Source organism: Ruegeria profundi (genome assembly GCF_020171505.1).
GTDB classification, from domain to species: domain Bacteria; phylum Pseudomonadota; class Alphaproteobacteria; order Rhodobacterales; family Rhodobacteraceae; genus Ruegeria; species Ruegeria profundi.
The window spans coordinates 223,379-248,654 of the sequence record NZ_JAIUZS010000005.1 but is presented as its reverse complement, the minus strand read 5'-3'; the positions used below and the strand labels follow the sequence as shown (position 1 = coordinate 248,654).

24 protein-coding genes are annotated in these 25,276 nt (G+C 57.5%); 6 read left to right on the top strand and 18 right to left on the bottom strand.

The genetic code is table 11. The features are described 5' to 3' along the window. Positions 1-2 precede the first annotated feature (2 nt). The 6 genes from LCM21_RS13690 to LCM21_RS13665 all read right to left on the bottom strand — a co-directional run bounded on the left by LCM21_RS13690 (position 3) and on the right by LCM21_RS13665 (position 7,485). Positions 3-1,454: an aldehyde dehydrogenase family protein gene (locus tag LCM21_RS13690; RefSeq protein WP_224891099.1), complete on the bottom strand. Its 1,452-nt coding sequence runs from the start codon at positions 1,452-1,454 to the stop codon at positions 3-5. A 30-nt stretch (positions 1,455-1,484) separates the two neighbouring features. Then, entirely contained in the window at positions 1,485-3,083 is a 1,599-nt protein-coding gene (locus LCM21_RS13685; RefSeq protein WP_224891098.1) for an ABC transporter ATP-binding protein, read from the bottom strand. Then, the gene (locus LCM21_RS13680) at positions 3,080-3,895 is read right to left on the bottom strand and encodes an ABC transporter permease (RefSeq protein ID WP_224891097.1); all 816 of its coding nucleotides are present in this window, start codon (positions 3,893-3,895) and stop codon (positions 3,080-3,082) included. The genes LCM21_RS13685 and LCM21_RS13680 overlap by 4 nt, the downstream gene beginning before the upstream one ends. Next, the gene (locus LCM21_RS13675; RefSeq protein ID WP_224891096.1) at positions 3,892-4,839 is read right to left on the bottom strand and encodes an ABC transporter permease; all 948 of its coding nucleotides are present in this window, start codon (positions 4,837-4,839) and stop codon (positions 3,892-3,894) included. The genes LCM21_RS13680 and LCM21_RS13675 overlap by 4 nt, the downstream gene beginning before the upstream one ends. A 10-nt stretch (positions 4,840-4,849) precedes the next feature. Beyond that, complete coding sequence (locus LCM21_RS13670) at positions 4,850-5,926, bottom strand: ligand-gated ion channel (RefSeq protein ID WP_224891095.1); 1,077 nt, start codon at positions 5,924-5,926, stop codon at positions 4,850-4,852. Positions 5,927-5,997: 71 nt separating this feature from the next. Next, the gene (locus tag LCM21_RS13665) at positions 5,998-7,485 is read right to left on the bottom strand and encodes an ABC transporter substrate-binding protein (RefSeq protein WP_224891094.1); all 1,488 of its coding nucleotides are present in this window, start codon (positions 7,483-7,485) and stop codon (positions 5,998-6,000) included. 168 nt (positions 7,486-7,653) lie between these two features. Here LCM21_RS13665 and panB point away from each other — a divergent pair, with 168 nt between their 5' ends. From panB to glpK, 3 genes are all read left to right on the top strand, one after another. After that, positions 7,654-8,493, top strand: coding sequence for a 3-methyl-2-oxobutanoate hydroxymethyltransferase (panB, locus tag LCM21_RS13660; protein WP_224891093.1), 840 nt, complete (start codon positions 7,654-7,656; stop codon positions 8,491-8,493). Next, positions 8,490-9,335: a pantoate--beta-alanine ligase gene (gene panC / locus LCM21_RS13655; RefSeq protein WP_224891092.1), complete on the top strand. Its 846-nt coding sequence runs from the start codon at positions 8,490-8,492 to the stop codon at positions 9,333-9,335. Before panB ends, panC begins: the two co-directional genes overlap by 4 nt. 67 nt (positions 9,336-9,402) lie before the next feature. Further along, on the top strand, positions 9,403-10,881 hold the full coding sequence (glpK, locus tag LCM21_RS13650; protein WP_224891091.1) for a glycerol kinase GlpK: 1,479 nt from the start codon (positions 9,403-9,405) through the stop codon (positions 10,879-10,881). Positions 10,882-10,894: 13 nt separating this feature from the next. Here the strand turns inward: glpK and smpB are convergent, their stop codons facing one another. The 10 genes from smpB to LCM21_RS13600 form a co-directional block, all read right to left on the bottom strand. Further along, the gene (gene smpB / locus LCM21_RS13645; RefSeq protein WP_068336745.1) at positions 10,895-11,371 is read right to left on the bottom strand and encodes an SsrA-binding protein SmpB; all 477 of its coding nucleotides are present in this window, start codon (positions 11,369-11,371) and stop codon (positions 10,895-10,897) included. Positions 11,372-11,418: 47 nt separating this feature from the next. Continuing rightward, on the bottom strand, positions 11,419-11,961 hold the full coding sequence (idi, locus tag LCM21_RS13640; RefSeq protein WP_068336747.1) for an isopentenyl-diphosphate Delta-isomerase: 543 nt from the start codon (positions 11,959-11,961) through the stop codon (positions 11,419-11,421). Positions 11,962-12,166: 205 nt separating this feature from the next. Then, on the bottom strand, positions 12,167-12,580 hold the full coding sequence (locus LCM21_RS13635; protein ID WP_224891090.1) for a c-type cytochrome: 414 nt from the start codon (positions 12,578-12,580) through the stop codon (positions 12,167-12,169). A 106-nt stretch (positions 12,581-12,686) separates the two neighbouring features. Further along, positions 12,687-13,709: a P1 family peptidase gene (locus LCM21_RS13630; RefSeq protein ID WP_224891089.1), complete on the bottom strand. Its 1,023-nt coding sequence runs from the start codon at positions 13,707-13,709 to the stop codon at positions 12,687-12,689. Positions 13,710-13,718: 9 nt separating this feature from the next. Next, positions 13,719-14,465 (bottom strand): SDR family oxidoreductase, encoded by a 747-nt coding sequence (locus LCM21_RS13625; RefSeq protein ID WP_224891088.1) that lies wholly within the window; start codon positions 14,463-14,465, stop codon positions 13,719-13,721. A 54-nt stretch (positions 14,466-14,519) separates the two neighbouring features. Next, positions 14,520-14,939, bottom strand: a complete 420-nt coding sequence (gene arfB / locus LCM21_RS13620) for an alternative ribosome rescue aminoacyl-tRNA hydrolase ArfB (protein ID WP_224891087.1) — start codon at positions 14,937-14,939, stop codon at positions 14,520-14,522. A 262-nt stretch (positions 14,940-15,201) separates the two neighbouring features. Beyond that, positions 15,202-15,846 carry a queuosine precursor transporter gene (locus LCM21_RS13615; protein ID WP_224891086.1) on the bottom strand — a complete coding sequence of 215 codons (645 nt, stop codon included), beginning with the start codon at positions 15,844-15,846 and terminating at the stop codon, positions 15,202-15,204. 91 nt (positions 15,847-15,937) lie between these two features. Next, complete coding sequence (locus tag LCM21_RS13610; protein ID WP_224891085.1) at positions 15,938-16,822, bottom strand: esterase-like activity of phytase family protein; 885 nt, start codon at positions 16,820-16,822, stop codon at positions 15,938-15,940. Further along, on the bottom strand, positions 16,795-17,658 hold the full coding sequence (mepA, locus tag LCM21_RS13605; RefSeq protein ID WP_224891084.1) for a penicillin-insensitive murein endopeptidase: 864 nt from the start codon (positions 17,656-17,658) through the stop codon (positions 16,795-16,797). The genes LCM21_RS13610 and mepA overlap by 28 nt, the downstream gene beginning before the upstream one ends. Beyond that, complete coding sequence (locus LCM21_RS13600; protein ID WP_224891083.1) at positions 17,655-19,022, bottom strand: MFS transporter; 1,368 nt, start codon at positions 19,020-19,022, stop codon at positions 17,655-17,657. Before LCM21_RS13600 ends, mepA begins: the two co-directional genes overlap by 4 nt. A 127-nt stretch (positions 19,023-19,149) precedes the next feature. Here LCM21_RS13600 and LCM21_RS13595 point away from each other — a divergent pair, with 127 nt between their 5' ends. The 3 genes from LCM21_RS13595 (at position 19,150) to yaaA (ending at position 22,359) form a co-directional block, all read left to right on the top strand. Beyond that, positions 19,150-19,437 (top strand): YggT family protein, encoded by a 288-nt coding sequence (locus tag LCM21_RS13595; RefSeq protein ID WP_224891082.1) that lies wholly within the window; start codon positions 19,150-19,152, stop codon positions 19,435-19,437. A gap of 78 nt (positions 19,438-19,515) precedes the next feature. Continuing rightward, positions 19,516-21,555, top strand: coding sequence for a DNA helicase RecQ (recQ, locus tag LCM21_RS13590; protein ID WP_224891081.1), 2,040 nt, complete (start codon positions 19,516-19,518; stop codon positions 21,553-21,555). 33 nt (positions 21,556-21,588) lie between these two features. After that, positions 21,589-22,359 (top strand): peroxide stress protein YaaA, encoded by a 771-nt coding sequence (gene yaaA, locus LCM21_RS13585; RefSeq protein ID WP_224891080.1) that lies wholly within the window; start codon positions 21,589-21,591, stop codon positions 22,357-22,359. Here yaaA and LCM21_RS13580 read toward each other — a convergent pair. Then, positions 22,350-22,808 carry a VOC family protein gene (locus LCM21_RS13580; RefSeq protein ID WP_224891079.1) on the bottom strand — a complete coding sequence of 153 codons (459 nt, stop codon included), beginning with the start codon at positions 22,806-22,808 and terminating at the stop codon, positions 22,350-22,352. The genes yaaA and LCM21_RS13580 overlap by 10 nt on opposite strands. Positions 22,809-23,043: 235 nt before the next feature. Next, positions 23,044-25,242, bottom strand: a complete 2,199-nt coding sequence (locus LCM21_RS13575) for a response regulator (RefSeq protein WP_224891078.1) — start codon at positions 25,240-25,242, stop codon at positions 23,044-23,046. Positions 25,243-25,276: the final 34 nt, after the last annotated feature.

The following is a 25,276-nucleotide window of genomic DNA, read 5'->3' as shown; positions in this document are numbered from 1 at the left end:
CCCTAACCGTGATACGCTGCCACGGTTTTTACTTGTGAGAACCCATAGAGCGCCTCGAACCCTTTTTCCCGGCCATGACCGGATTTACCCACGCCGCCGAACGGCAGTTCCACCCCGCCACCCGCGCCGTAATTGTTGATGAATACCTGCCCCGAGCGGAGCTGTTTTGCCAGCCGCATCTGGCGGGCGCCATCCCGGGTCCAGATGCTGGCGACCAATCCGTACTCCGTCGCGTTGGCGATCTGAACTGCGTCTTCCTCGGTGTCGAAGGGAATCAGAACCTGTACAGGGCCAAAAATTTCGTCTCGGGCTAAAACGTGATCTGGTGGAACATCAGCAAAAAGAGTCGGCTGGACATAGGCACCGTTTTCTGGCGCATGGTCAACGATGCACCCCTGACCTGCGATGCTGAGGTCAGAGCCTTTGGCCAAAAAGCCCGTTACAATGTCCTTTTGCCGCGCTGAAATCAGGGGGCCGAGCGGCAAATCCTCTTGCGCAGGGCCAACCTTCAGGTCGGCATACGTCGCTGCCATGCGCGTCTTGACCTGATCATACACGCCGCGCTGGACCAGAATGCGGGACGAGGCCGAGCATGTCTGCCCGGCATTCTGAATACCCGCATTCACCAAAAAGGGCAGGGCGGCATCAAGATCGGCATCGTCAAACACCAGCTGCGGGGATTTCCCGCCCAATTCCAACGTCACCGGCACCACATTGCGCCCGGCGGCCTGCTGGACAAGCGCTCCGGTCGCAAGCGAGCCTGTGAAGGAAATATGATGGACGCCCGGATTTGCTGATAACGCTGCCCCGGCCTCGGCCCCAAGTCCAGGCACGACGTTCAGCGCGCCAGCCGGCAGGCCGGCCTGTTGCGCCAGATGGGCAAAGGCCAGTGCGGTCAGGCAGGCCTCTTCCGCGGGTTTCAGGACACAGGCATTGCCCATCGCCAGCGCCGCCCCGACCGAGCGTCCAATGATCTGCATCGGGTAATTCCACGGTACGATATGGCCCGTGACGCCATGCGGTTCGCGCAGGGTGTAGACTGTGTAGCCATCCAGATACGGGATGGTCTCACCCATCACCTTATCCGCCGCGCCGCCATAAAACTCGCAGTACCGGGCAAGCGCCACTGCATCCGCGCGCGCCTGCGTCAGCGGTTTGCCCACATCCATCGCTTCAAGCTGTGCGAGGTCATCGACCTTTTCCAGCACCAACTGCCCCAGCCGCGTTAGGATGCGCCCCCGTTCTAACGCAGTTTTTCGCCCCCAAGCACCGTCCAATGCCTTTTGCGCCGCCTGCACTGCAGCGCCGACATCCGCCATTTCTCCGCGCGCAATCCGGCAAAGCTCCGATCCGTCAGATGGGTTGGTCAGTGACAGTGTTTCCCGCGAAACCGGCCTGACCCATTCGCCGCCGATCAGGCATAACTCGGTGTTGAACCAGATTGGATGAGACATCAGTTCCTCTCCTTAGGGTCTAATACCCCTTCACGCGACGTTGTTGCTGATATCTGGCAAGGTCGGTGCGGCGTTGATTAAGCTTTGGGTATAGGGGTGTTTGGGTTGGGCAAAAACCTGTTCAGTCTCGCCCTCTTCAACGATCTTTCCCGCCTGCATCACCATCACCCGGTCAGTGATCGTGCGGACGACGCTCAGATCGTGGCTGATAAAAAGGTAGGTCAGGTTGTAGGTGGCGCAGAGTTCGGCAAGCAGGTCGAGGATCTGCGCCCTGACCGAAACGTCAAGGGCCGAGACCGCCTCATCAAACAGGATCAGCTCAGGTTGGATGACCAAGGCGCGGGCGATGGCGATCCGCTGCCGTTGACCCCCCGAAAACTCATGAATGTACTTGCTTGCATCGTCGGGGCTGAGACCCACAGCTTTGAGCATTTCCGCGATGCGGTCATGTCGCTCGGACCCTGTGGGCGGGGTTTCAAGCAGGTGAAAAGGTTCGGCGATCAATCGGGCCACGCGGTGACGTGGATTGAAACTGCCATAAGGATCCTGAAACACCACCTGCATCTTACGCCGGACTGCGAGGTTGGGTTTGTGGCCTGAAAAAACAGGTTGGCCATCCAATCGGATCTCACCTGCCTGTACCTCATCAAGTCCTAAAATTGCCTTTGTTAGGGTCGATTTTCCACAACCGGACTCTCCGACAAGGCCAAGGCGTTCACCCCGGTTCAAGGCAAAGCTGACATTATCCACGGCGCGGTGATGTTCCGGCCTGTCGAACAACCCTTTTCGCGGCAAGCGGTAGGTGCGGATGACGTTCGTGACCACAAGCAATGGTTGGGGCTGCGGCCGCTCTGGCAGGATCACCTGATGACCCGAGGCTTTGAATAGCATCCGTGTGTAAGGTTGCTGCATGTTGTGAAGCAGGTCGGTTGTCGCCCCGCTTTCAACCACCTCACCATGGCGCATGACAACAATCTCGTCCGCCATGTCGGCCACAACCGCCAGATCATGGGTGATCATCAACAGGCCCATCCCGAATTCGCGCACCAGCCCTTTGAGCAGGTCGAGGATTTGTGCCTGTGTTGTCACGTCCAGTGCGGTGGTTGGTTCATCCGCAATCAACAGCTTGGGGCGCAGCGCGATAGCCATTGCGATAACGACCCGCTGGCGCTGACCGCCCGAAAGCTCATGCGGGTAGCGTGACAGCGGAAAGCGGTCTTGGGGCAGCCCGACGCGCGTCAGCACTTCTTGCGCCCGTGCCTGAGCCTGGCTGCGTGACATGGCCTTGTGGATCAGAATCGTCTCCATCACCTGATCGCCGATGGTTTTGACAGGGTTCAGGGCTGTCATCGGCTCTTGAAACACCATGCCGACCGAGGCACCGCGCAAGGTGCACATCTTGGGCTCCGACAGGGTCAGCAGTTTCTGGTCCTCAAGCAAAACGGACCCGCTTGCCTGTGCTCCGTTCGGCAGCAATTGCATCACGGCCAGTGCCGTCATCGACTTACCCGAACCGCTTTCACCGGTTACGGCCACAATTTGACCGGGTGTGATTGACAGGTTGACGCGTTTCAGAATCTCAACGCTGTGGATCGATAGTGAGAGGTTTTCAATTCGCAACAGGCTCATGCGCGTGCTACCCGGATGCGGGGGTCCAGCCAATCTCGCAACCCGTCGCCCAACAGGTTCAGGCCCATCACCGTGACGATGATCGCAAGACCCGGAATCAGAGCCAAATGTGGGGCAAAACTCACCATTGTCTGCGCATCAGCCAGCATCCGCCCCCAGCTGGGCGTTGGCGGTTGCGCGCCCAGACCGACATAGGACAAGCCTGCCTCTGCCAATATCCCAAGCGAGAATTGGATGGTTCCCTGCACGATCAGCAAATTGGCCACATTGGGCAGAATATGTTCTGCTGAGATCCGCGCCGCGCCCTTGCCCGAGACACGTGCGGCAAGAATGAACTCGCGTTCCCAAAGAGAAAGCGCCGCCCCGCGAGTGATGCGGGCAAAGACAGGAATATTGAAAATTCCGATGGCGATGATTGCATTGATTGCGCCAGCACCAAGAATGGCGGTGATCAGGATGGCGATCACCAGCGATGGGAAAGCAAAGACCAAATCGTTGCCGCGCATGATCACCTCGTCCAGCCAAGTGCCTTTGCGCGCAGCGGCCATAAGGCCCAGCGGAATGCCCAGAGCCATCCCGATACCGACTGCCACCAGGGCCACCGCAATGGATGTACGCGCGCCGATCATGATCATCGAGAACATATCGCGCCCGAAATGGTCTGTTCCGAACCAATGCTGTGTACTCGGGGGCTGTAACTTGTTCGGGATATCCAACGCTGTATGGTCATAAGGCGTCCAGATAAACGACAGCAGTGCCGCCAGCAGCACCAGCGATGACAGCAGCGCGCCAAGGATCAGGTTGCGGCTCATGTCCGGCTCCTTAGCCTTGGATCGACGGCGGCATAGGCCAGGTCGACCAGAAAATTGACCGTGATGACAGCGAAGACCAGCAGCATGACGACTGACTCCACGACAATCAGATCGCGCGCAGAGATCGCCTGAAATACCAACCGCCCCAGACCCGGCAGGTAGAACACCTTTTCGATGATGATCGACCCCGCCAGCAGGAAAGAGAATTGCAGCCCGATGATCGTCAGAACCGGGATTAAAGCGTTGCGCACACCGTGCCGCCACAATGCCTGACGGCGGGATACCCCCTTGGCGCGGGCGGTGCGCATGAAATCCTCGCCCAGAATATCCAAGAGCGACGATCGCATGACCCGCGCCAAAATCGCGGCTTGCGGCAGGGCAAGTGCGATGGCAGGCAGGGTGAGCGAGTGCAGACCCGTCCACAGGCCGTTGTCCCAACCTGCAAACCCCCCGGCGTTGAACCATCGCAGGTTGATTGCGAAGATCAGCACCAGCATCATCGCAAACCAGAAATTGGGCACCGCAATTCCCAGTTGTGTCGCCCCCATTACCGTCAGGTCGCCCGGCTTGCCCCGGCGTGCAGCAGCGTAAATCCCGGCCGGGAACGCGATCAGGGTGGACAGTGCCAGCGCATAAAGCGCCAAGGGCAACGAAACCCAAAGACGATCCGCGATCATCTGCGATACTGGTGTGCGGTAGGTATAGGATGTTCCGAAATCCCCCACCAGCATACCGCTGACCCAGTTGAAATACCGCTGAACCTTCGGCACATCCAACCCCAGCTCGGCCCTCAACGCGGCCAGAGTGTCCTCTTGCGCGTTCACACCCAGCATGAACGAGGCCGGATCACCGGGCGCGACCTCGATCACAACAAAGATGACCACGGACGCAACCACAAGGCTGATCAGCAGGGATATCAGGCGTTTAAGGGTATAGCGGAGCATTGGGGCTACGTTAGGGTGACATAAAGCCCGGGTCCAGCAGATAGGCAAAAATCGCGTAGCCGACAATTGCTGCGTATCCTAGTGGATAGATCCACTTGATCGCGTAATTATCCAGCATCTTTGCACTACCTACCCGGCCCGAAGTCTTCATCCTTCGCAAGGCGACGTTAAAAACTATGATCGCGCCGGTCATCAGGAACATGCATTGCAGAACAAAATCCAAAAACGTCAGATATCCCAGTTTTGGCAGGTCAGCAGAAATCGCCCAGTTAAAGGCCACAAAAACCAACAAGTTGCCGCCGGCGATCTCGATCCTTTTTTGGTATTCATCCAGGAAGAACAGGGCCCAGCCCACGGTGATCAGAACCAGCATAGGCAGAAAGATTCGAATAACGTAGTAGGTCAGATGCCGTGTGCCCGTGAACACAAGCTCTACCTGATCACTTTCCCTTCCGGACAAGCCAATGGTGGTCGAAGCAAGGAGTCTTTCGTTTCCAAGAATCCACTCCTCCTCACCCAGCATGTCGCCCAAGCCTGAAAATGCATCGAGTGAATAGAAGCGAACAAACTCGGACGGGAATACCGAGGCAACCTCAAAATGAAACTCCTGCGTGTCGAATGGGAATTTGACAAAATTGAAATGCGGCGCCTGTAAAATCAGCGAGGATTTTTCGATAAAGGTAACATGCCCATCATAACGTAGGGCGGCGGCTGATTCATGAATCCACCGGTTCGATTGCTGATTGTGAATGACAAATGCCGGAATAACTGTATCGAGGTTGCTCGCATGGGTAACGAAAGCCGGAGGATCAAATACGCGAAAATCCCGCCCCATTGCTTCTCGGTCAAATGCTAGCGTGGGATCTGTCCACTCTAACCGCAGGACAACGACGGCGCCATAGTTCTCGGCCTTTTGATTGACGTCGGTGATTTGATCGATCTTGATACCAACACCCACCTCAAGAGGGTTGTCCGGTGTTCCAACAAGCCTGTCGTGGTGCCCATGAAACAAGCCTTGTGCGCCTAGCTCCCCAGGAAGCAACAAGGCGGCAAGAAAGAACGCCAGTACCTTAATGCAACGTTTCATGATCGGAAAAACTCACCATCAACATTGATATGCCGGGCCCCGAGCAAGCAAGGGGCCCGAACGAGGTTTTGTCATTCGGCCCAACTGATCTGGGTTAGGTCAATCGCTGCGGTCGGCGCGTTAGCCCACAGACCTTGAACGCCGGTCTTCGCGACCCCTAACTTTGCCAACTGGAACAGGTAGCCATTGACGAAATCACTCGCGATCAGACGCTGCATCTCACCCATCAGCTTTTTGCGTTCGTCCGGGTCCGTAGTTGCATTCAGCGTCTGCATCAGTGTCTGGGCGTCCAGGCTGTCATACTGGAAATAATAGTCGGGCCGCGCGTAGATACCGATATCCATCGGCTCGGTATGGCTGATGACGGTCAGGCCGAAATCCTTGCCCTTAAAGACCGATTCCAGCCATTGCGCCCATTCGACGTTGATGATCTCGGCCTTGATACCAACCTCGGCCAGTTGTGCAGCGATGATCTCGCCTCCGCGCCGGGCATATGCCGGAGGCGGCAGGTGCAACGTGGTTTCGAACCCGTCTGCATACCCCGCTTCGGTCAACAGCTCAGTTGCCTTTTTCGGATCATAGTTCGAGGTTCCGGTCAGATCGACATAGGCCGGGTTGTGAGGTGCGAAATGCGTGCCAATGGGTGTGCCATAACCAAACATCGCCCCGTCAATGATCGCCTGCCTGTCAATGGCATGCGCCAACGCCTGCCGCACACGGATATCGTCGAACGGAGGCTGTTTGTTGTTTGTCGACAGGATCGTTTCGCCCTCGGTCGAACCGACAATCACCTGAAACCGCGGGTCAGCTTCGAATTGTGGCAGGTTTTCGGGGGCAGGGAAGTTGTCGAATGCATCCACGTCTTCAGCCATCATGGCAGCAAACGCTGCCGTCGGGTCCGAGATGAATTTAAAGGTGGCTGTCTCTAACGCGGGCTGTTCGCCCCAGTAATTCGGGTTGCGGTTCAGGACTATGCTATCGCCCTGCACCCAGTCGCCAAAGGTAAACGCCCCTGTGCCCACTGGATTGGTCTGGATGGTTTCAATGCTTTCAGGTGCCACGATGACCGCATCGCCCCATGCCATATTGAACAGGAAATTGCCGTTCGGTTCGGACAGGGTGACTGAAACGGTCAAGGGGTCAATTACCTCAACACTTTCGATCCCTGCAAACAGCGCTTTTTGTGCATTGACGCTGTCTTCGGCCATGGCGCGATCAAGGCTGAACTTGACGTCCTCGGCATCCATTGCGGTGCCGTCATGGAACGCGACCCCCTCACGCAGCTTGAAAGTATAGACGGTGCCGTCGTCAGAAATTTCCCAGCTTTCGGCCAGCCCCGGCACGACCGAACCATCGCCCATGAAACGCGTCAAACCTTCGAAAATGTTGGTGTAAACCACGGAATCAATGGCTTGGGCCGCGGCGCTTGTGGGGTCAAGGTGCGGTGGTTCAAGCTGCATCGCGATGGTGATGTCGGACTTGGCCAAAGCCCCGGTGGCAAAGACGCTGGTCCCTAAAACCAGCGCAGAAGCAAATGATCGAAACGCTTGCTTAGTCATGAAAATCTCCCCGCGTTGCATAACTGTCCCCGCTGTTTTGCGGGCTTTATAGAAACAATGTTCCTTTAAACCTTGGTTCAATCAAGGAAATGTTCGCGCAACCGGGGTTTCTATAACCCTGTCCAATCTGCTATGCCGCGCTGCAACATGAACTCCGGAGGAGCGACCATGAGCGCCACCGCCCGCAAAAAAGCCCCCAATGCCGAGGATATTCGCGCCCGGAAAGGCGGTACGCCTTTGGTTTCTCTCACGGCCTACACCACGCCGGTGGCCAAGTTGATGGACGCGCATTGCGATTTTGTTCTGGTCGGCGACAGCGTGGGTATGGTGCTGCATGGGCTGGAATCGACGCTGGGCGTGACGATGGAGATGATGGTGCTGCATGGTCAGGCCGTTTCGCGCGGGCTTAACAATGCGATGATGGTGATCGACATGCCCTTTGCCAGCTATGAGCTCAACCCGGCAGAGGCGTTTCGCAACGCTGCCCGGCTGATGGCGGAAACCGGTGCAGGTGCGGTCAAGTTGGAAGGCGGCGTGGAAATGGCCGAAACGATCCGCTTTCTGGTCCGGCGCGGCATTCCGGTGATGGCGCATATCGGGCTGACACCGCAGTCGATCAACACGCTGGGCGGTTACAAGGTGCAAGGCCGCGATCAGCAAGCGCAGGCCATATTGGCAGATGCGCATGCCGTGGCCGAGGCAGGCGCTTTTTCCGTTGTGCTTGAGAAAATACCGCAGGGTCTGGCCGACCGAATCACTGCGGAGGTTGCGATTCCGACCATCGGAATCGGCGCCTCAGCAGGGTGTGACGGGCAAATTCTGGTTGTTGACGATATGCTGGGCTTTTTTACCGCGTTTAAGCCGAAATTCGTCAAACGCTATGCCGACTTGGGACAGCAGGCCGAGGATGCCATCGCAGAATACGCGGCCGACGTACGCTCTCGCACGTTTCCTGCCGACGAACATGTGTTCGCAGATCACGCCCCGGCCAAAGGGTCCGCGACATGAACGCCCCTATATTGCGCCGCCTGACCGAATTGCGCGCGCTGACGACCAAGTGGCATCGCCATGACGAAACCATCGGAGTCGTTCCTACGATGGGCGCACTTCATCAGGGGCATTTGTCCCTAGTCGAAGCTGCCAAAGCTGGCACAGACCATATTATCGTCACGATCTTTGTAAACCCAAAACAGTTCAACAACCCTGAAGATCTGGCAAACTACCCGCGGACTGAGCATGAAGACGCACAAAAACTGGCCCCCTACGGTGTTGATGCGATTTATGTGCCTGACCCCCAAGAGGTTTATCCGCAAGGCTTTGCCACGACAGTCTCTGTCGCGGGTCTGACCAATGTGATGGAGGGCGAATTCCGTCCGGGACATTTCGATGGCGTTGCCACCGTTGTGGCCAAGCTGTTCCTGCAAACGCAGGCAGATCGAGCCTATTTCGGCGAGAAAGACTACCAACAACTGATGACTGTCCGCCGCATGGCCCGTGATCTGGACATTCCGATTGAGGTGGTCGGTTGCCCAACCGTTCGCGAACCCTCGGGGTTGGCGATGTCGTCGCGCAACCTGCGTCTTTCGCCCAAAGGGTTGGAAGTTGCGGCCAACAAATACCGTATCATGGCTGATCTGGCCGTAACCCTGAAACAGGGTGCGGCCTTCGATGCATTGGCTCCACAAGCTGAATCGGATTTGCTGGCTGCGGGTTTTACGCAAGTCGAATATATTCAACTGCGGTGTGCAGAAACATTGGAACCCCTGACCCGCGTGACGCAACGCCCCGCCCGACTGTTTGCGGCAGCGTGGGCGGACGGTGTACGCCTTATCGACAATATTGCTGTCTGAACGCTCTGGCACGTCCGGCAGTGTTTGCGCTAAAGTCCCGCAAAACCAAACGGGAGGGGCGCGGGGAATGACCTATATTCTCGCTATTGATCAGGGCACCACATCATCACGGGCCATTTTGTTTGACGCCAATATGCAGCGCGCAGGCACTGCGCAGCACGAGTTCACACAGCATTTCCCGCAGGAAGGCTGGGTTGAACATGATGCCGAGGAAATATGGGACAGTGTCCTGCGTGTCTGCCGCGAAGTGATAGACAGCACAGGCGTAACGCCAGAGCAGATCGCTGGTATAGGAATCACCAACCAGCGTGAAACCACCGTCGTCTGGGATCGCGCCACGGGCCAACCAATCCACAATGCGATCGTCTGGCAGGATCGCCGTACCGCCGATATTTGCGCGCGTTACAAGCAAGCGGGGTGCGAAGATGACGTGACCTCTCAGACCGGGCTTTTGCTGGACCCATATTTTTCAGGTACCAAGGTCAAATGGCTGTTGGACAATGTGCCCGGCGCCCGCGCCCGCGCAGAAGCCGGAGAGCTGATGTTCGGCACCATCGACAGTTTCCTGATCTGGCGCCTGTCCGAAGGCCGCAATCACGCCACCGATGCAACCAACGCCGCCCGCACCCTGCTGTTTGACATTCACATAGGGGAGTGGAGTGCCGAGATTTGCGACCTGCTGGATGTGCCCATGAACATGCTGCCCGAGGTGCATGATTGTGCCTCGGACTTTGGACATACGACCCTATTAGGGGGAAATATCCCGATTCTGGGCGTTGCCGGCGATCAACAGGCCGCCACGATCGGGCAGGCTTGTTTCCAACCCGGCATGATGAAATCGACCTATGGAACGGGCTGTTTTGCGTTGCTCAATACGGGCGATAATCCGGTCGCGTCAAAGAACCGCCTGCTTACAACAATTGCCTACCAACTGGATGGGCAACGGACATATGCGCTGGAAGGGTCGATCTTTGTGGCTGGGGCTGCGGTACAATGGTTGCGGGATGCCCTGAAGATCATCGAAACGGCCCCCGAAAGCGGCGAACTGGCCCAACAGGCCGATCCGAATCAGCACGTTGTACTTGTCCCTGCCTTTACCGGCCTCGGAGCGCCGTATTGGCAGCCCGATTGCCGGGGCGCGATATTTGGCCTGACCCGCAACTCCGGCCGTGCAGAATTTGCCAAGGCAACGCTGGAAAGCATCGCCTACCAGACCCGCGACCTGTGGCATGCCATGCAGGGTGACTGGGGCGTAGATACCGAGGTCACCCTGCGCGTAGATGGCGGGGCTAGTGCTTCGGACTGGGCGATGCAGGGGCTGTCAGACTACCTGGGTGCCGCCGTCGACCGCCCTGTCATGCAGGAAACCACCGCTCTGGGTGCTGCGTGGCTAGCCGGAATGCGCGCGGGGGTTTATCCTGACCAACAAGGGTTTTCGAAAACCTGGGCACTGGATCGCCGGTTCGAGCCGAAACTGTCAGCAGAGGACCGTGATGCCGCCTATGCCCGCTGGCAGCGCGCGGTCGCTGCTGCCATGGCGTTCTGAGAATAGTGAGGGATCAGCTGTGATCCTTCATCAGCCTTTGTTTCTGACGGGACCAGTCCCGTTTGGCCTGGGTTTCACGCTTGTCATGTAGCTTTTTGCCCTTTGCGATGCCGATTTTAAGCTTGGCCCGGCCTTTGTGGTTGAAATACAAAACCAGCGGCACCAGCGTCATACCCTTGCGTTGGGTCGCGTTCCAAAGGTTTGATAGCTCTTTGCGCGAGACCAGCAGTTTGCGGCGGCGGCGCTCTTCGTGTTTGAACACCTTGGCCTGCTCATATGGCGCGATATAGCTGTTGATCAGCCAAAGCTCTCCGTTATCGACCGTGGCATAACTTTCAGCGATATTCGAACCACCTGCGCGTAGGGATTTAACCTCGGACCCTTCAAGCACGATGCCGCACTCGATATCCTCTTCGATCGCGTAATCGAAGCGGGCGCGCCGGTTTTCGGCAATCACTTTGTAATTCGGGTCTGTCTTCTGTTTGGCCATGACGCGTTGATTTAGGCGGCCTGAGCCGCCCTTGCAAGCCAAGGATGTCAGGACGTGGCTGCAAACATCAGGTCGGGGCCGAAAATCGTGTCGGCATAGTTGTGCAGATAGATCTTCAGCCACGGCGTAAAGCGCTGAGGGTGCCGCTGCACTTCGGCCAGCAGATCATGGTAGTCAATCCAGCGGATATCCATGACTTCGTCCGGGTTCGGCTCGATTTTTAGCGGGCTGCGGACATGGGTCAGAAAGATGTCCACGACCTCGTGTTCGATCATGTTGTTACCAACGTCAGCGTGATATTCCAGACGATGGCGGTATTCGGGATACAGGCCGGTGATCCCCAATTCTTCACGCAGGCGACGCACCGCGCATTCCGAGGGCGTTTCACCCCAATCGGGGTGCGTGCAGCAGGTATTCGCCCAGAGGCCCGGCGTATGATACTTCCCCAAGGCTCGGCGTTGCAGCAGGATCTCGGTCCCGCGAACGGCAAAGACCGACACCGCCTTGTGCCGAAGACCCTTTTCATGCACCTCAAGCTTGTCCACTGGGGTCAATTCGCCGTCAACCCAGGCCGGGATCATGATACCCATCTGTCGTCTCCTGCTGGCGATCCGCCGAGCGGCGGAAAAGGTCGAAACTGGCTGCCGTCGGATCGGCTTGGCTTTGTGGCATCACGCGAAAGCACGATGAACACGATTTGTAAAAGGTGGCGCTGATCGGACAACTTATCAATCGCACGAAAGGCCGCAGGGGCTGCGGCCTTTTGTAACTTTTCGGTATGTAAGACCTCAGGCCTTATTCGGCCGACAGGCTTGCGATATAGGCGTAGACGTCTTCGCCGCCCGATTTTAACTTGAACGACATCTTGGATTTGGCAGCCGTGTCATCCAGATAGGATTTCAGGAACTCCTTGGGATCCTGCGCATATTCCGCGAAAGTGGCTTCGTCCCACACCAGGCCATTCTCACCGGCAGCGACGAGACTGTCACCATATCTGAAGTCTTCCACAGTGCCTGCCGTGCGGCCAGCGATTCCATAAAGGTTGGGGCCAGTCCGTCCGCCTTTGACAATCACGTCGCCATCAGGAGTCGCGATCATGTGACAAGATTTGCATCTGTTAAATGCTTTCTTTCCAGCCTCTGCATCTCCTTCAGCATAGGCGGGAAGGGCCAACAGACCCACAATTGCGGTGGCGAGGGCGCGCTTCATAACTTTCTTGCTCCGTAGTTTTGGCAGTGCCGACAGGATCGTTCGTTCCGGGCGGAGTCAATGCGCAGATTGCCGCGTGGGGGTAATTGCCAGCGCAACAGTGATGTCACTCGGACTGTTCGCTGCGCAGATTAGACCAGCACGGCAGAAGATCTTTGTCTGATGGAGTCGCCAGATAGACCGCCCGCGCAATGGCCCGCGACAGGCAGAGCGCGGCCGCGTGCCCGATCAACCCAAGTTGGGCTTCGGTGTCCACCGCGCGCGCGCCGGTGCTGACGCCGAAAACCAGATCGCCATCGCCCGGCGTGTGCGCAGGCAGAACTGCACGGGCGATGCCATCATGCGCGGCAACTGCCAATCGCTGGCATTGCGGTTTGGAGAGGGCGGCATCCGTGGCAACGATGGCGATGGTGGTGTTACCCTTATCCGGTTCAATCAAGTGCATAGCCTGCGCCTTAAGGCTGGGAACGGGCAGGCCGAGACCCACCTGGGAATCAGACCCTAATCCGCCAAACTCGGCATCGATTTCGAACGGCGCGGCCCAGAAATGTTTGTCCCCCGGCGTGGTCACGCTGCCCATTGGGTTGGCCGCGACAAGGGCACCTACAGTGATACCATTTTCCAACACCAATGAGGCTGATCCCAATCCGCCCTTTTGTCGCGCCGTCAACGTGCCGGTTCCCGCACCTGCCGTACCCAGTGCAAAATCCTGCGCGGCGTTCTCGAATGCTGAGCGCCCCAACACACGATAGGGGTTTTCAGCCCAATCCTTGTTGCCGCCGTTCAGTAGGTCGAACAGGATCGCTCCGGGTACGATCGGGACCTTGGTGTTACCTACCGGATAGCCGCGGCCTTGCGCGCGCAGCGCATCTGACACGCCAGAACAGGCATCCAGCCCGAAAGCCGACCCCCCGGACAGGGCGATTGCATCCACCTGAGCCACCGATTTATCTGGTGCCAAAAGATCGGTTTCGCGGGTCCCTGGTGCCCCGCCCATAACATGAACCGACGCAGTCAAACTTTGATCCGAAGTCAAAACAGTAGTTCCGGATTTCAACCCGTCATCCTGCGCGTTTCCAACCAGAACGCCGGGGACATCGGTGATCAGATTCCTAGTTCCTGGTTTCATGCGTGGTCCTTATATGCAGCGCCCACCATCAACCTCCAATGCTGTACCGGTAATCATGCCAGCCTCTTCCGAGCACAAGAAGCAGGCGGTATTGCCCATGTCCTCGGGTGTGGAAAACCGGCCCAGCGGGATGGTTGACAGGAACTTGGCACGCATCTCTGGCGTGTCTTCGCCCATGAACGATTTCAGCAGCGGCGTTTCCCCTGCCACCGGACAGATCGCATTCACGCGCACACCAAAGGGCGCAAGCTCCACCGCCATGGTCTTGGTCGCCGTGATCATCCACCCTTTTGAGGCATTGTACCAGTTTAGGTTCGGGCGCGGCGACAGGCCCGCCGTCGATGCGACGTTCAGAATCGCGCCTGAACCATTCGCCTTCATTGCGGGTACGAACGCCTGCGCGGTTAGGTAAACCGACTTCATGTTCACGTTGTACACACGGTCGAAATCTTCTGGGCTGACTTCTTCCAGCGGCATCGGCAAATGCGTGACGCCGGCATTGTTGACCAGAATGTCCAGGCGGCCAAACCGCTCTTGTGCGATGTCTGCCATGGCGCGCACTGAAACCGCATCTGCCACGTCAACCATCTGAGCTATCGCATTTGGCCCGTGTTGCTTTGCCTGAACCTCGGCCGCGTCGCCGTTTATGTCGGCGATCATGACCCGCGCGCCTTCGGACAGGAATTTCTGCACGATCCCGGCCCCAAAGCCTGACGCGCCACCTGTCACGATTGCGGTTTTTCCCTCTAACCTCATGGTCTTGCTCTCCCTTGCGGGGCCAGACTAGCAAGGTGCGGCGAAACTACCAGATCAATCTTCCGTCACCTTGCCGCGCAGCGCCTTTACATCTGACCGCGCCTTTTTTGCCGCCAAGCGCCGCTTGACTGACCCGTAAGTAGGTTTGGTTGCGATCCGCCGTTTGGGTTTGACGAGGGCTCGTGTGATCAGCTCAGCCAGCCGGGCGCGGGCAATCTCACGGTTCCGAGCCTGCGACCGGGTTTCCTCACACTGAATGATGATCGCGCCATCTTTGGTCCAGCGGCGTCCGGCCAGCCGTTTCAGCCGGTTCTTGACCGGATCCGGCAGCGATGGAGAGCGCGCCGCCTCGAACCGCAGTTCAACCGCCGTTGAGACCTTGTTCACATTCTGCCCGCCGGGACCGGACGAGCGCACAAAGCTCTCGGTCATTTCCCAGTCTTGCAGGGTGATATCGTCGGTGATGCGCAACATTGGCGCGACCTTACAAGGGTCGCGCAGAAACAGAAAGGGCCGCCCCGGCGGGACGGCCCTTCGAAAGTACAGGAGGGTGGGTCGGTTAGATCAATCGACCAGCCGGAGCGAGCGCTCCGCCAAGGGCTGCCTTAACAGGCGATCCCCCCGGTTGTTCCGACACCTCTCTCCAATCCCTTTCTCGACATTGGATCACCTCCTTTCAAACTGTTGCGGTTGAGACTGAGCGTGGCACAAGTTGTGCCAATCTCAAAGCACTTTTTTACGCGGGTTGGGCGGTCAGTCGCGCAACGATCACCTTGAACGGGATCAGCGCGATCAGGGCCAGCGACAGCTTAACCAGCCAATCGGCAAAAGCCAGCGTCACCCACAAAGGGGCCATTGGCCCGGTCAGCATGAAGGGCACAGGCTCCCACGTCCAGTTGATTGCAGCGTCCGCATTGGCGCCGAACATGGTGATCGATGCCGAAAACGCGATGGTGAAGAACAGCGCGGTGTCCAGCGCCGATCCGACGAGTGTCGACACCAGCGGCGCGCGCCACCACCGGCCACCGCGCATTGCGTTGAATACGGTGACATCGGTCAGCTGCGCGATCAGAAAGGCGGTGCCTGACGCGACCGCGATCCGCAGCGGTACGGCGGCATAGGTAAAACCGTCACCCTGCAACATGATCTGGCTACCGATCAGCGAGCAGATGATACCGGTGATGAACCCGGCAAACACGACCTTGCGGGCCGTTGCCGCGCCGTAGACACGGTTCATGATGTCCGTGACCAGGAAGGCCAGCGGATAGGTGAAAGCACCCCAGGTCAGCAACCCGTCAAGGATCAGGAACTGGACCAGGATGTTTGAGGCCACGACAATCGAGGCCATGGCAATGATGCCGGGAATAAAGCTGCGTTGCATTTTCAGATGCCCGTTTTGACAAGGTAGCGGCGACTTGGCCCCGGGCTCATCCCAAGGCAAGCCGTGCGTTTAGACCATTGCCAGCCGCAAGTCAATCAGGCAGTACGTATTCCACAACTTCGGTGCGTTGCAGGGCCAGAAAATTGTCATCCGAGATCATCGTGGCCCGCAGCCGCCCCCGATCATCGCGCCAGACGGACAACCCTTCGAGATTGTCATGCGTGCCGGTGCTGGTTGTGAGCAGGGTTTCCTCGGCTTTAACCACGTCGCCTTCGATCCGCCACCGTCGCAGGCGTGTGCGAAAACCGGTGAGCACAAAACTGCGTTCCAAAACATATAACCGACCATCGGGGCCGAAATCGGCTGAAACGGGCAGGAACTTTCCCCGTTGCGGCAGCACGAATGGCGTTGACCATGCTTGACCGTCCCAGCGGTAGACAGGGATATCGCCCTGCTTGGTTCGGCTTTTCTCCGGCAGGGTGTAAAGCTGCCCCTGATGATCTATCGCCAAAGCCTCGAGTGAGCCATTCAGGTTCAGGTCATCAAACACCTTGGGGCGCGGCAACACCTGCGCCTTGGCATCAGGGTTTGCGTATTGGGCCACGCGGTGCACCGCCTCGAATGAAATGTAATAGGTGCCATTCGGCGTGACGGCGATACCTTCGGAATCCCCCGTGCTACCTGACAGCGGACGGCCCGTACTGGACAATACCGGCCAGCGTTCGGTGATCTGAATTTGCGCGATCTGATCGCCGTCACGCTGAATCCGGGCGTGAAGCAGTATCGACCGATCACTGAGCGCGATCATGTTCTGACCGTACTCAGAGAAATGGACGGCCGAAAACCCACCAAACCAGTCTGCGCTGTGACGCCAGACAAAGCTGTTTAGCTGGTTGGCCTGCTTGACTTCGGCGGCCTCAACCGATCCGGTCAGCAGGAGAGCGGCAATCAGTTGGATTGCAAAACGGCGGCACATTGCTGTGGCAAATCGGCCAGAACATATTCCCGGCGTTTCTTGGGGGGTGGTGCGTTTGGATCGGGTGGCGGTGGATTGAGGATGTTGTTCACCCATTTGCGTGCATCCTCACATCCATCCCCCTTGGGCGGGGGGTCCTGATTGACACATCCGCGCGAACCTCGGGGACATTTCAGCCGAACATGGAAATGATAATGATGTCCCCACCAAGGGCGAATTTTTCGCAGATAGGCGCGATTGCCTTTCTCATCGTTGCACATTTGGACCTTGGCACCGGGAAAAACAAAAATTCGGGCTACGCGTTTGTCCATTGCGGCTTCGCGCAGTACGGCGTGGTGCTGCTTGGTCCAGTTGCCATTCACATACGCTCCGTTGGCTCGGCGTAGCGAGATGGACGAGATATTTTCGCGCGCCTTGCGGCCCAGACGCATATTGTCACCGGGCAACATCCAGATATCGATATCCAGACCCAGTTGATGCGAACGATGGCCCGACGTCATCGGCCCGCCCCTAGGCTGGCTGATATCCCCTATATAGAGACCATTCCAACCCGGTTGCTTTGCCGCAAACCGGCTGAGGTCCTGAACGTAGTCAATCGCGTCCGGATGACCCCAATTGCGATTGCGCGACAGGCGCATGGCCTGCCATGTCGGCCCGGTCTCGGGCAACTGCACCGACCCGGCGGCACAGCCGCGCGAATAACTGCCGAACGCGGCAGGTTTTTGCTGTGAACTTTCCTTCTGAGCCCCGAACAACTGCTTGGCCAGGCGCTCTGCCTCGACCGTGCCTGCAAATGTTATCGTGGCGACTATTGCCAAAAAGCGTAATAAAATCATCTGCTCTGATCCCCTTCCGGTTTCACCCAGCGCATTAGGAACAGACCTAGAATAAACAACAGAATGATTGGTGACACCCCCAGTCGGGCGCTGCCGGTTACAGTTGTGGCAATACCGATCAAAAGTGGCGCAGCAAAAGCAGTTGCGCGGCCCGATAAGCCGTACAGGCCAAAGCTTTCAACCGGAGCTGCGGGATCGGTATGCCGCACCATCAGGGATCGGCTGGAAGATTGCAGGATGCCGCCCATCCCGCCAATCAGAACGCCGCAGGCAAAAAACAGCAGATCGGGAAGACCCGATCCATCAGGCAAAGCGATGCCAAAAATCTGCGTCCGGTCCATCGAAACGATGGTCGCACAGACCAGGATCAGCACCCATATCGCCACCAGAATGACGGGCTTTGGTCCATATTTCTTATCCAGTTTTCCTCCAATCCAGGAAAAGGCCGCAGCGGCCAGAACGCTGACGATGCCGAACACACCAATTTTGATCAGGTCCCACTCCAACACCAGCCGCGCATAGACGCCGCCAAAACTGTACAGCCCGTTCAGCGCGTCGCGATAAAACATCGACGAGCCCAGATATGTTGCCAGGCTGATCCGGTGGCGCAGGTTTGAAACGGATTTGCCCAATAGGTGCAGCGCCGCGCCAAGACTGCCCGTTCTGGCACCGTTTGGATCGTCGCGAACCCAAAGGAAGTAGGGCACCATGAACAGAACGAACCATCCGGCCGTAAAGGGACCTACAAACCGTGTCCCTTCTTGCTGGGCGGCGTCCAATCCGAACAACGGGTCCAGCCCGATCAGTGTTTTTCCGTTGGGCTGTTCAACAAACAACGCCAGCATGATCGCAAGCGAAATGAGCCCGCCGAAATAGCCGAATGCAAAGCCTGATCCAGAAATCTCTCCAACCTCTTTGTCATCGCCCAGATCGGGTAATTGTGAGTTGATGAAGATCAGCGCATATTCCGCGCCCACAAAGCCAAGCCCGAAGGCAGACAGCATCAGCCACATGTTCGAGCCGTCGGGTGTCGTGTACCAAAGCGCTGCCGAGCCCACTACATACATGACCGAAAAGGCAAATATCCACGGGATACGCCGCCCGGAAACATCCGCCATCGCGCCCAGCAAGGGTGCGCCAAAGGCAATGATCAGCCCTGTGATGGTCAGGCAATTGGCCCAGACCGTCTGCGCCCGTGCGGCCGCGGCCTCTGCATCCAGACCGGCGGCCGAGAAGTACCCCGCCGCAACGCCGGCGAAGTAAGGACCAAAGATAAAGGTGACCAGAAGGCTGTGATAGGGTTGACTGGCCCAATCAAAGAACCACCAGCCCCAAATGCGCTTGCGCTGCGAAATCTCTGCCATGACCGCCCCTGTTTTATTGAGGTAATAAGAGGGGGCTTTGGCCCTTTTCGCAAGCGTTCTGTTGGCGTGGGCTTGCTCTTTGCTGCGGGTGCGCTTAGGTCTCAGCAGATGTGAAAACGGAGGCCCCATGCTGTCGCTGATCCAAATTCTGCTGCTGATCCTGGACATTGTCTGGTTCATCATCCTGGCCCATGTGATTATGAGCTGGTTGATCAACTTTCAGGTTCTCAATCTGCATCAACAGCTGGTCGCGCAAATCTGGTACGGCCTGAACCGCATATTGGAACCGATTTATGCCCCCATCCGACGTATTCTGCCCAATATGGGTGGGCTAGACCTGACGCCACTGGTGGTCCTAATCGGGGTCTATGCGGCGCGGATCATCCTGATCAACAATATGGGCTATTTCGCCTGAACCCTTGTTCGACGAATCTTTGTGTGTGATTGTCCTGTTTTAAGAGCAGTCAAACCATAAAACAGGGCAACCCCGCACATGTTCGACTCCGCGCCTTTGCTGCGAGATGTCTTTGGATTCGATGACTTCCGCCCCGGTCAGGAAGAAATCGTCGATGCGGTAACCGCTGGCGAAAACGTTTTGGCGATCATGCCAACGGGGGGCGGTAAATCCCTTTGCTTTCAACTGCCTGCCCTGCTGCGTGACGGGGTGACTGTGGTGATCTCTCCGCTGATTGCCCTGATGCGCGATCAGGTGCGTGGGTTGCAGGAAGCCGGGGTTGAGGCCGGTGCGCTCACGTCCGGCAACACCCCCGAAGAAACGGATGCGGTGTGGGAGGCGCTTGAGGCCGGGCGGCTGAAATTGCTCTACATGGCGCCTGAACGGTTGGCCGCCGGGTCGGCACTGGGGATGCTGCGTCGGATCAACGTCAGCCTGATTGCCGTGGATGAAGCCCACTGCGTCAGCCAGTGGGGTCATGACTTCCGCCCTGACTATCTGCGGATCGGCGAGCTGCGCCGTGCTTTGGGCGTGTCGTTGGCTGCTTTTACCGCCACGGCGGATGCGGAAACGCAAGACGAGATTGTTGAAAAACTCTTTGACGGCACCGCGCCGCGCAAATTCCTCCGCGGGTTTGACAGGCCCAATATCCACCTGGCTTTTGCCGCCAAGGACGGGCCACGCAAGCAGATCCTGGATTTCGCTGCTGCCCGCAAAGGCCAATCGGGCATCGTCTATTGCGGCACCCGAAACAAGACCGAGGTTCTGGCCCAGGCCCTGCGCGCCGAAGGCCACGTTGCCTGTCATTACCATGGCGGCATGGACGCCGAAGACCGCCGGATCGTCGAAACCCGTTTTGCGCGCGAAGACGGTCTGATCGTCGTTGCAACCGTGGCCTTTGGTATGGGGATCGACAAACCCGATATCCGCTGGGTTGCCCATGCGGACCTGCCCAAATCCATCGAGGCCTATTATCAGGAAATCGGACGCGCTGGGCGTGATGGAAGCCTTGCCGAGACGCTCACACTGTTTGGCCCTGATGACATCCGTCTGCGCCGCTCGCAAATCGACGAAGGGCTGGCCCCGCCAGAACGGCGTATGGCTGACCACGCGCGGCTGAATGCCTTGCTGGGATTGGCCGAAGCTCTGGTCTGCCGCCGTCAAACCCTGCTGGGTTACTTCGGCGAAACGATCAAACCCTGCGGAAAATGCGATCTGTGCGACAACCCACCCGAAGTGTTCGATGGCACCACCCCCGTCCGCATGGCGCTGTCCGCGATTTTGCGCACCGAAGAATGGTTCGGCGCTGGTCATCTAATCGACATCCTGCTGGGCGTTGAAACCGACAAGATACGCGCGCGGCGTCACGACGCCCTGTCCACATATGGCATCGGTAAGGATTGGTCGCGCCCGCAATGGCAGGCGATTTTCCGGCAGATGATGGGTCACGATCTGGTCCGCCCTGATCCCGAACGCCACGGCGCGCTGCGCATGACCGAGGCTGCAAAACCGATCCTGAAGGGTGAGGCAACGATCAACCTGCGAAAGGATACGCTGCGCAAGGCTGTCCGACGTCCTGCCGTCAAAATGATGGTGTCCGAGGAAGACGCGCCCTTGCTGAGTGCCTTGAAGGCTAAGCGCCGCGCACTGGCGGAATCGGCACGGGTTCCGGCCTATGTCATCTTCCCCGACCGCACGCTGATCGAAATGGCTGAAAAGCGCCCCGCGACGTTGGATGATATGGCACGCATCAGCGGCATTGGTGCGAAAAAGCTGGAACGCTACGGCGATACCTTCCTTGAGGTTCTGACCGGCACGGTCGAAGAGGTGCATCCCGCGCGGCGCAAACTGGCCGGGCGCGATCAGGGCGCGATCTATGACCAGCTATTGGAAGTTCAGACGCAACTGTCGCGCGGGCCGGATGGTGTTGACAAGCCATTGACATGTTCGGCCTCGCAATTGGCGAAGGTTGCGCAACTGCGCCCCGACGATCCGCGCGGGTTGGCGCAAGTTCTGGGTGACCGTCGTCACGAAAGGTTTGGTGCCGCCTTTCTGGACGTGTTGCGTCAGGCGGGCTAGATACCCAACGACAGGCAAGGAAAGAGGGCGGATATGCTGGTAGTGATTTCTCCGGCCAAGCGGCTGGACTGGGCAGAGCGGGATGTTGAGGTCACGCAACCCGACTTTCAGGACGATGCGATCCGGCTGGCGAAAACCGCCCGCAATCTGACTTTGGGCGATCTAAAAAAACTCATGGATCTCAGCGATGATCTGGCGCGTCTGAACCGGGACAGGTATCGCGAATTTGAACTTGCGCCGGGTGCTGATCAGACCCGACCTGCGGCGTTGGCTTTCGCGGGTGATACCTATCAAGGTCTCGAAGCGGCCTCGTTGGACGCGGACGAAATGGCTTGGGCTCAGGATCACCTTCGTATTCTGTCTGGTCTCTACGGCGTGTTACGTCCGCTGGACGCCATTCAGGCTTATCGTTTGGAAATGGGTAGCAAGCTGAAAACCCGGCGCGGCAAAAACCTTTACGAGTATTGGCGGGACCAACTCAGCAAGGCGCTGAACGCGCAGGCGCAACAGATCGAGTCCAAGGTTCTGATCAACTGCGCCAGTCAGGAATATTTCGGTGCAGTAGACCCTAAAGCGCTAAAATTGCGGGTCATCACACCTGTTTTCATGGAAGACAAAGCCGGTACGCCCAAAATCGTCAGCTTTTTTGCAAAGAAAGCACGCGGTGCCATGGCGCGATACATCATTCAGCACCGCCTGACCGATCCCAAGGCATTGCTGGATTTTGACACTGGCGGATATGAGTACCGCCCCGACCTGTCGGAAGAGGACAAGCCCGTCTTTCTACGTCCCTATCAGGCTTGATTCAGAATCGACGGGTCATAGGCGACCAGCTCGACCGTATTGCCTTCGGGGTCTTCGGTGAAAATGCCGCGCCATCCGATCCAGTCAAACCGCTCAACGCGGTATGGCTGGCCCAGCTTTTCATACCACCTGATGACGGCTTCTTGTTCCTCGAAGGGTAGTGAAAGGGCGATATGGTGCAGAGATGATCCAGCCCCGGTTTCAGGCCTTTCGGCACCGGTTGGATGCAACCCGGGCCGAGGGGCTGCCGTATGATGAAACAGCGCCAACACCTGTGTGTGCCCACCGAAACCTTCGGCAATGCGAAAGAAGGTAATAGCGCTGTTATGATCTCCGGTCAGACGTTTCAACCCGACCACGGTCTCATAAAACTCGACCATTGCGCCCATATCCGCGCAGCGAATAGCAATCTCTCCTAATGCTCGCGGGTGAAATCCACGTTCTGACATAGGATCAGCCTAGGGTTACAGCGCAGCGTTTTCCATCGTTCTTTGTCGGTCCCGGGTCGGAAAATGGCGCTGGGGCTTGAACCCGTTGGGCAACGCAAAAGATCACAGCATCGCAGGACAAAGATCAGCCTAGTATGGATAAAAATCGGCTACCGCTCCACGAGAAATTCCAGGTTCTGTGACCGTTTACCCGCAGCTCGCATAGTGTCGGTTTGGTCGGGGGTAGTGCTCTGCGTTAGTCATCCACCAAGGTTCCGGCAAGGATGGGTGCCGCCCCTTCCGGCTTATAATCCAGTATCATCTTGTGGATTTTCCGTTTTTGCAGCGGCTTGGTCAGGTAGTGATCCAGGCCGGCGGATAAAATGTTCTTGTCGTCACCGGCCACTGCATGCGCGGTGAGGGCTACGATGGGTACGTGACGCCCTGCAGTTACCTCGCGGCGGCGGATTTCGGTTGTAGCTTGCTTTCCATCCATTTTGGGCATCGAGATATCCATAAAAATCAAGTCCGGATCGAAATCACGGTGCTTTTCCAACACCTCAATGCCATTGGCTGCGAATTGTAGATCAATGTTCAGATCCTTCACCATTTTTTGCAGGATGAGTTGATTGGTCCGGTTGTCCTCGGCGGCCAGCACACGCATGCGCGGCAGGTGCCTGCCGGGTTCAGCACGCGGTGTTTCCGACAACGCCTTGGGTGCCGAGGTCGAACGCCCAAGCGCGCTCAGGCAGGAGTAGAGTTCGGCCCGCGGAATAGGTTTTTGCAAAACACCTTCCAGAAGATGTCGGTCAGCGCTTGCGTGGATCAGGCCGGGATTGGATGTCATCACCACCACGGGCAGATTGTCCCAACCCCGGTTCCTCAGTTCACCGGCAAGTTCCAAACTGTCCATATCCGGTAGATCATGATCGCACAGCAGCAAGTCGACGCTGTTATCTATCGCGGCCAGCGCTTCGGTACCGGTTGAGCAAACCGTGACACGAGAGCCTAACCGCCCGAGTTGCTTTGTAAGTATGGCGCGACTGACCGCCATATCCTCGACCACCATCACATGGCGCAGTTGGTCTGACAGATTGGGTGGTACGGGCTGCGGGTCTTCGGTAGTCGGCAGCGACACCCGAAAGCCAAAGCAAGAGCCATGCCCAGGTTCACTTTCAACCCAGACCGACCCTCCCATCAGTTTGATCAGGCGCTCGGTAATTGCCAGTCCCAAGCCGGTGCCTTCAAAGGCGCGGTTTTGCTTGTCTTCGACCTGACTGAATTCCTCGAAGATATGCTCAATCTTTTCGGCTTCTATCCCGATGCCCGTATCCTCAATCGCAACATGGATATCGCATTGATCAGATTTGGCATTGGGCACCCCGGTGACCCGGATCAGCACGTGCCCGTTGGACGTGAACTTGACGGCGTTGCCAACCAGATTGGTAAGCACTTGCCGCACACGCCCCGGATCGCCCACGAATAAAGTCGGTAGAAACAGATCGTAGTCAACCAACAGGCACAGCCCCTTGTCGCGTACGCTGGGCTGCATAAGCATTGTAACTTCAAGAATGCAACGTTCGAAATCGAACTGCTCGGCGTGTAGGACCAGCTTGTCAGCCTCGATCTTCGAGTAATCAAGCACGTCGTTGATGATCACAAGCAAAGCCTCACCGGAATTGCGGATTGTGTTCAGATACAACCGCTGTTCGTCATCTAAGGGCGTTTCCGACAAAAGCTCAGCCATCCCGACAATGCCATTCATCGGGGTCCTGATCTCGTGGCTCATATTCGCAAGAAAGGCGGATTTGGCACGGTTGGCGGCTTCAGCGCGTTCTCGCGCGGCCTCAAGCGCGGCCTCATGCTTGACCGAAGCAGTTATGTTCAGGCCCAGGCTGACCACTTCGCCGCCAATGCCGCGATGGGCAATAACCTTAAAATACTCACCATTCCAAAACTTGATCACAACCGAGTCGGGCTGAGGCTGCGCCCAACGCTCCATCATTCTGTTTTGCCAATCTTTTGGGGACTCCGCGCCGATGTCGATTAGCTTTTCTTCCGTCAGAATCTCAAGGATACGCTGGTACGATATACCCGGTTCTACCTCTGGCAGGCCGTCGAACACGCCAAGATAGGTCGCATTGGCAGCGATCAGGCGGCTTTGGTTGTCAAAGAAAGCGAACCCGTCCTGAATGGTTTGCATCGAATGCCACAGGCGGCGTTCGGCCACTTCGATTTTTGCGTTGGCCAGCGTCAGATCTGATTTGACCTTTTCGTTTTCATCGCGAACCGTCTCTACCTCTGCTTCGGTTTCGCCGATGCGTTTGCTCAGGGCCAAGGCGTGCAGGCTGAGCTCATGATTGGCGGCAGACAGCTCGGCCTGTTTCATTTGCAACAGCCGCTCGGCGGCCAGCCGTGCGCGGCGTTCGTGTGCCAGTTTGGTTGCAAGACTCATCTTTTCGGGTTCCGGATAGCGTGCGCCAAGCATC

Coding starts and splice junctions, on each gene's coding strand:
- LCM21_RS13680 (WP_224891097.1), bottom strand. CDS start 3,895: ATGAGCCGCAACCTGATCCTTGGCGCGCTGCTGTCATCGCTGGTGCTG.
- smpB (WP_068336745.1), bottom strand. CDS start 11,371: ATGGCCAAACAGAAGACAGACCCGAATTACAAAGTGATTGCCGAAAAC.
- LCM21_RS13675 (WP_224891096.1), bottom strand. CDS start 4,839: ATGCTCCGCTATACCCTTAAACGCCTGATATCCCTGCTGATCAGCCTT.
- glpK (WP_224891091.1), top strand. CDS start 9,403: ATGACCTATATTCTCGCTATTGATCAGGGCACCACATCATCACGGGCC.
- LCM21_RS13615 (WP_224891086.1), bottom strand. CDS start 15,846: ATGCAACGCAGCTTTATTCCCGGCATCATTGCCATGGCCTCGATTGTC.
- LCM21_RS13630 (WP_224891089.1), bottom strand. CDS start 13,709: ATGAAACCAGGAACTAGGAATCTGATCACCGATGTCCCCGGCGTTCTG.
- arfB (WP_224891087.1), bottom strand. CDS start 14,939: ATGTTGCGCATCACCGACGATATCACCCTGCAAGACTGGGAAATGACC.
- LCM21_RS13690 (WP_224891099.1), bottom strand. CDS start 1,454: ATGTCTCATCCAATCTGGTTCAACACCGAGTTATGCCTGATCGGCGGC.
- LCM21_RS13670 (WP_224891095.1), bottom strand. CDS start 5,926: ATGAAACGTTGCATTAAGGTACTGGCGTTCTTTCTTGCCGCCTTGTTG.
- LCM21_RS13580 (WP_224891079.1), bottom strand. CDS start 22,808: ATGTCAGAACGTGGATTTCACCCGCGAGCATTAGGAGAGATTGCTATT.
- panC (WP_224891092.1), top strand. CDS start 8,490: ATGAACGCCCCTATATTGCGCCGCCTGACCGAATTGCGCGCGCTGACG.
- LCM21_RS13635 (WP_224891090.1), bottom strand. CDS start 12,580: ATGAAGCGCGCCCTCGCCACCGCAATTGTGGGTCTGTTGGCCCTTCCC.
- recQ (WP_224891081.1), top strand. CDS start 19,516: ATGTTCGACTCCGCGCCTTTGCTGCGAGATGTCTTTGGATTCGATGAC.
- LCM21_RS13685 (WP_224891098.1), bottom strand. CDS start 3,083: ATGAGCCTGTTGCGAATTGAAAACCTCTCACTATCGATCCACAGCGTT.
- LCM21_RS13665 (WP_224891094.1), bottom strand. CDS start 7,485: ATGACTAAGCAAGCGTTTCGATCATTTGCTTCTGCGCTGGTTTTAGGG.
- yaaA (WP_224891080.1), top strand. CDS start 21,589: ATGCTGGTAGTGATTTCTCCGGCCAAGCGGCTGGACTGGGCAGAGCGG.
- idi (WP_068336747.1), bottom strand. CDS start 11,961: ATGGGTATCATGATCCCGGCCTGGGTTGACGGCGAATTGACCCCAGTG.
- LCM21_RS13575 (WP_224891078.1), bottom strand. CDS start 25,242: ATGAGTCTTGCAACCAAACTGGCACACGAACGCCGCGCACGGCTGGCC.
- LCM21_RS13625 (WP_224891088.1), bottom strand. CDS start 14,465: ATGAGGTTAGAGGGAAAAACCGCAATCGTGACAGGTGGCGCGTCAGGC.
- mepA (WP_224891084.1), bottom strand. CDS start 17,658: ATGATTTTATTACGCTTTTTGGCAATAGTCGCCACGATAACATTTGCA.
- LCM21_RS13595 (WP_224891082.1), top strand. CDS start 19,150: ATGCTGTCGCTGATCCAAATTCTGCTGCTGATCCTGGACATTGTCTGG.
- LCM21_RS13610 (WP_224891085.1), bottom strand. CDS start 16,822: ATGTGCCGCCGTTTTGCAATCCAACTGATTGCCGCTCTCCTGCTGACC.
- panB (WP_224891093.1), top strand. CDS start 7,654: ATGAGCGCCACCGCCCGCAAAAAAGCCCCCAATGCCGAGGATATTCGC.
- LCM21_RS13600 (WP_224891083.1), bottom strand. CDS start 19,022: ATGGCAGAGATTTCGCAGCGCAAGCGCATTTGGGGCTGGTGGTTCTTT.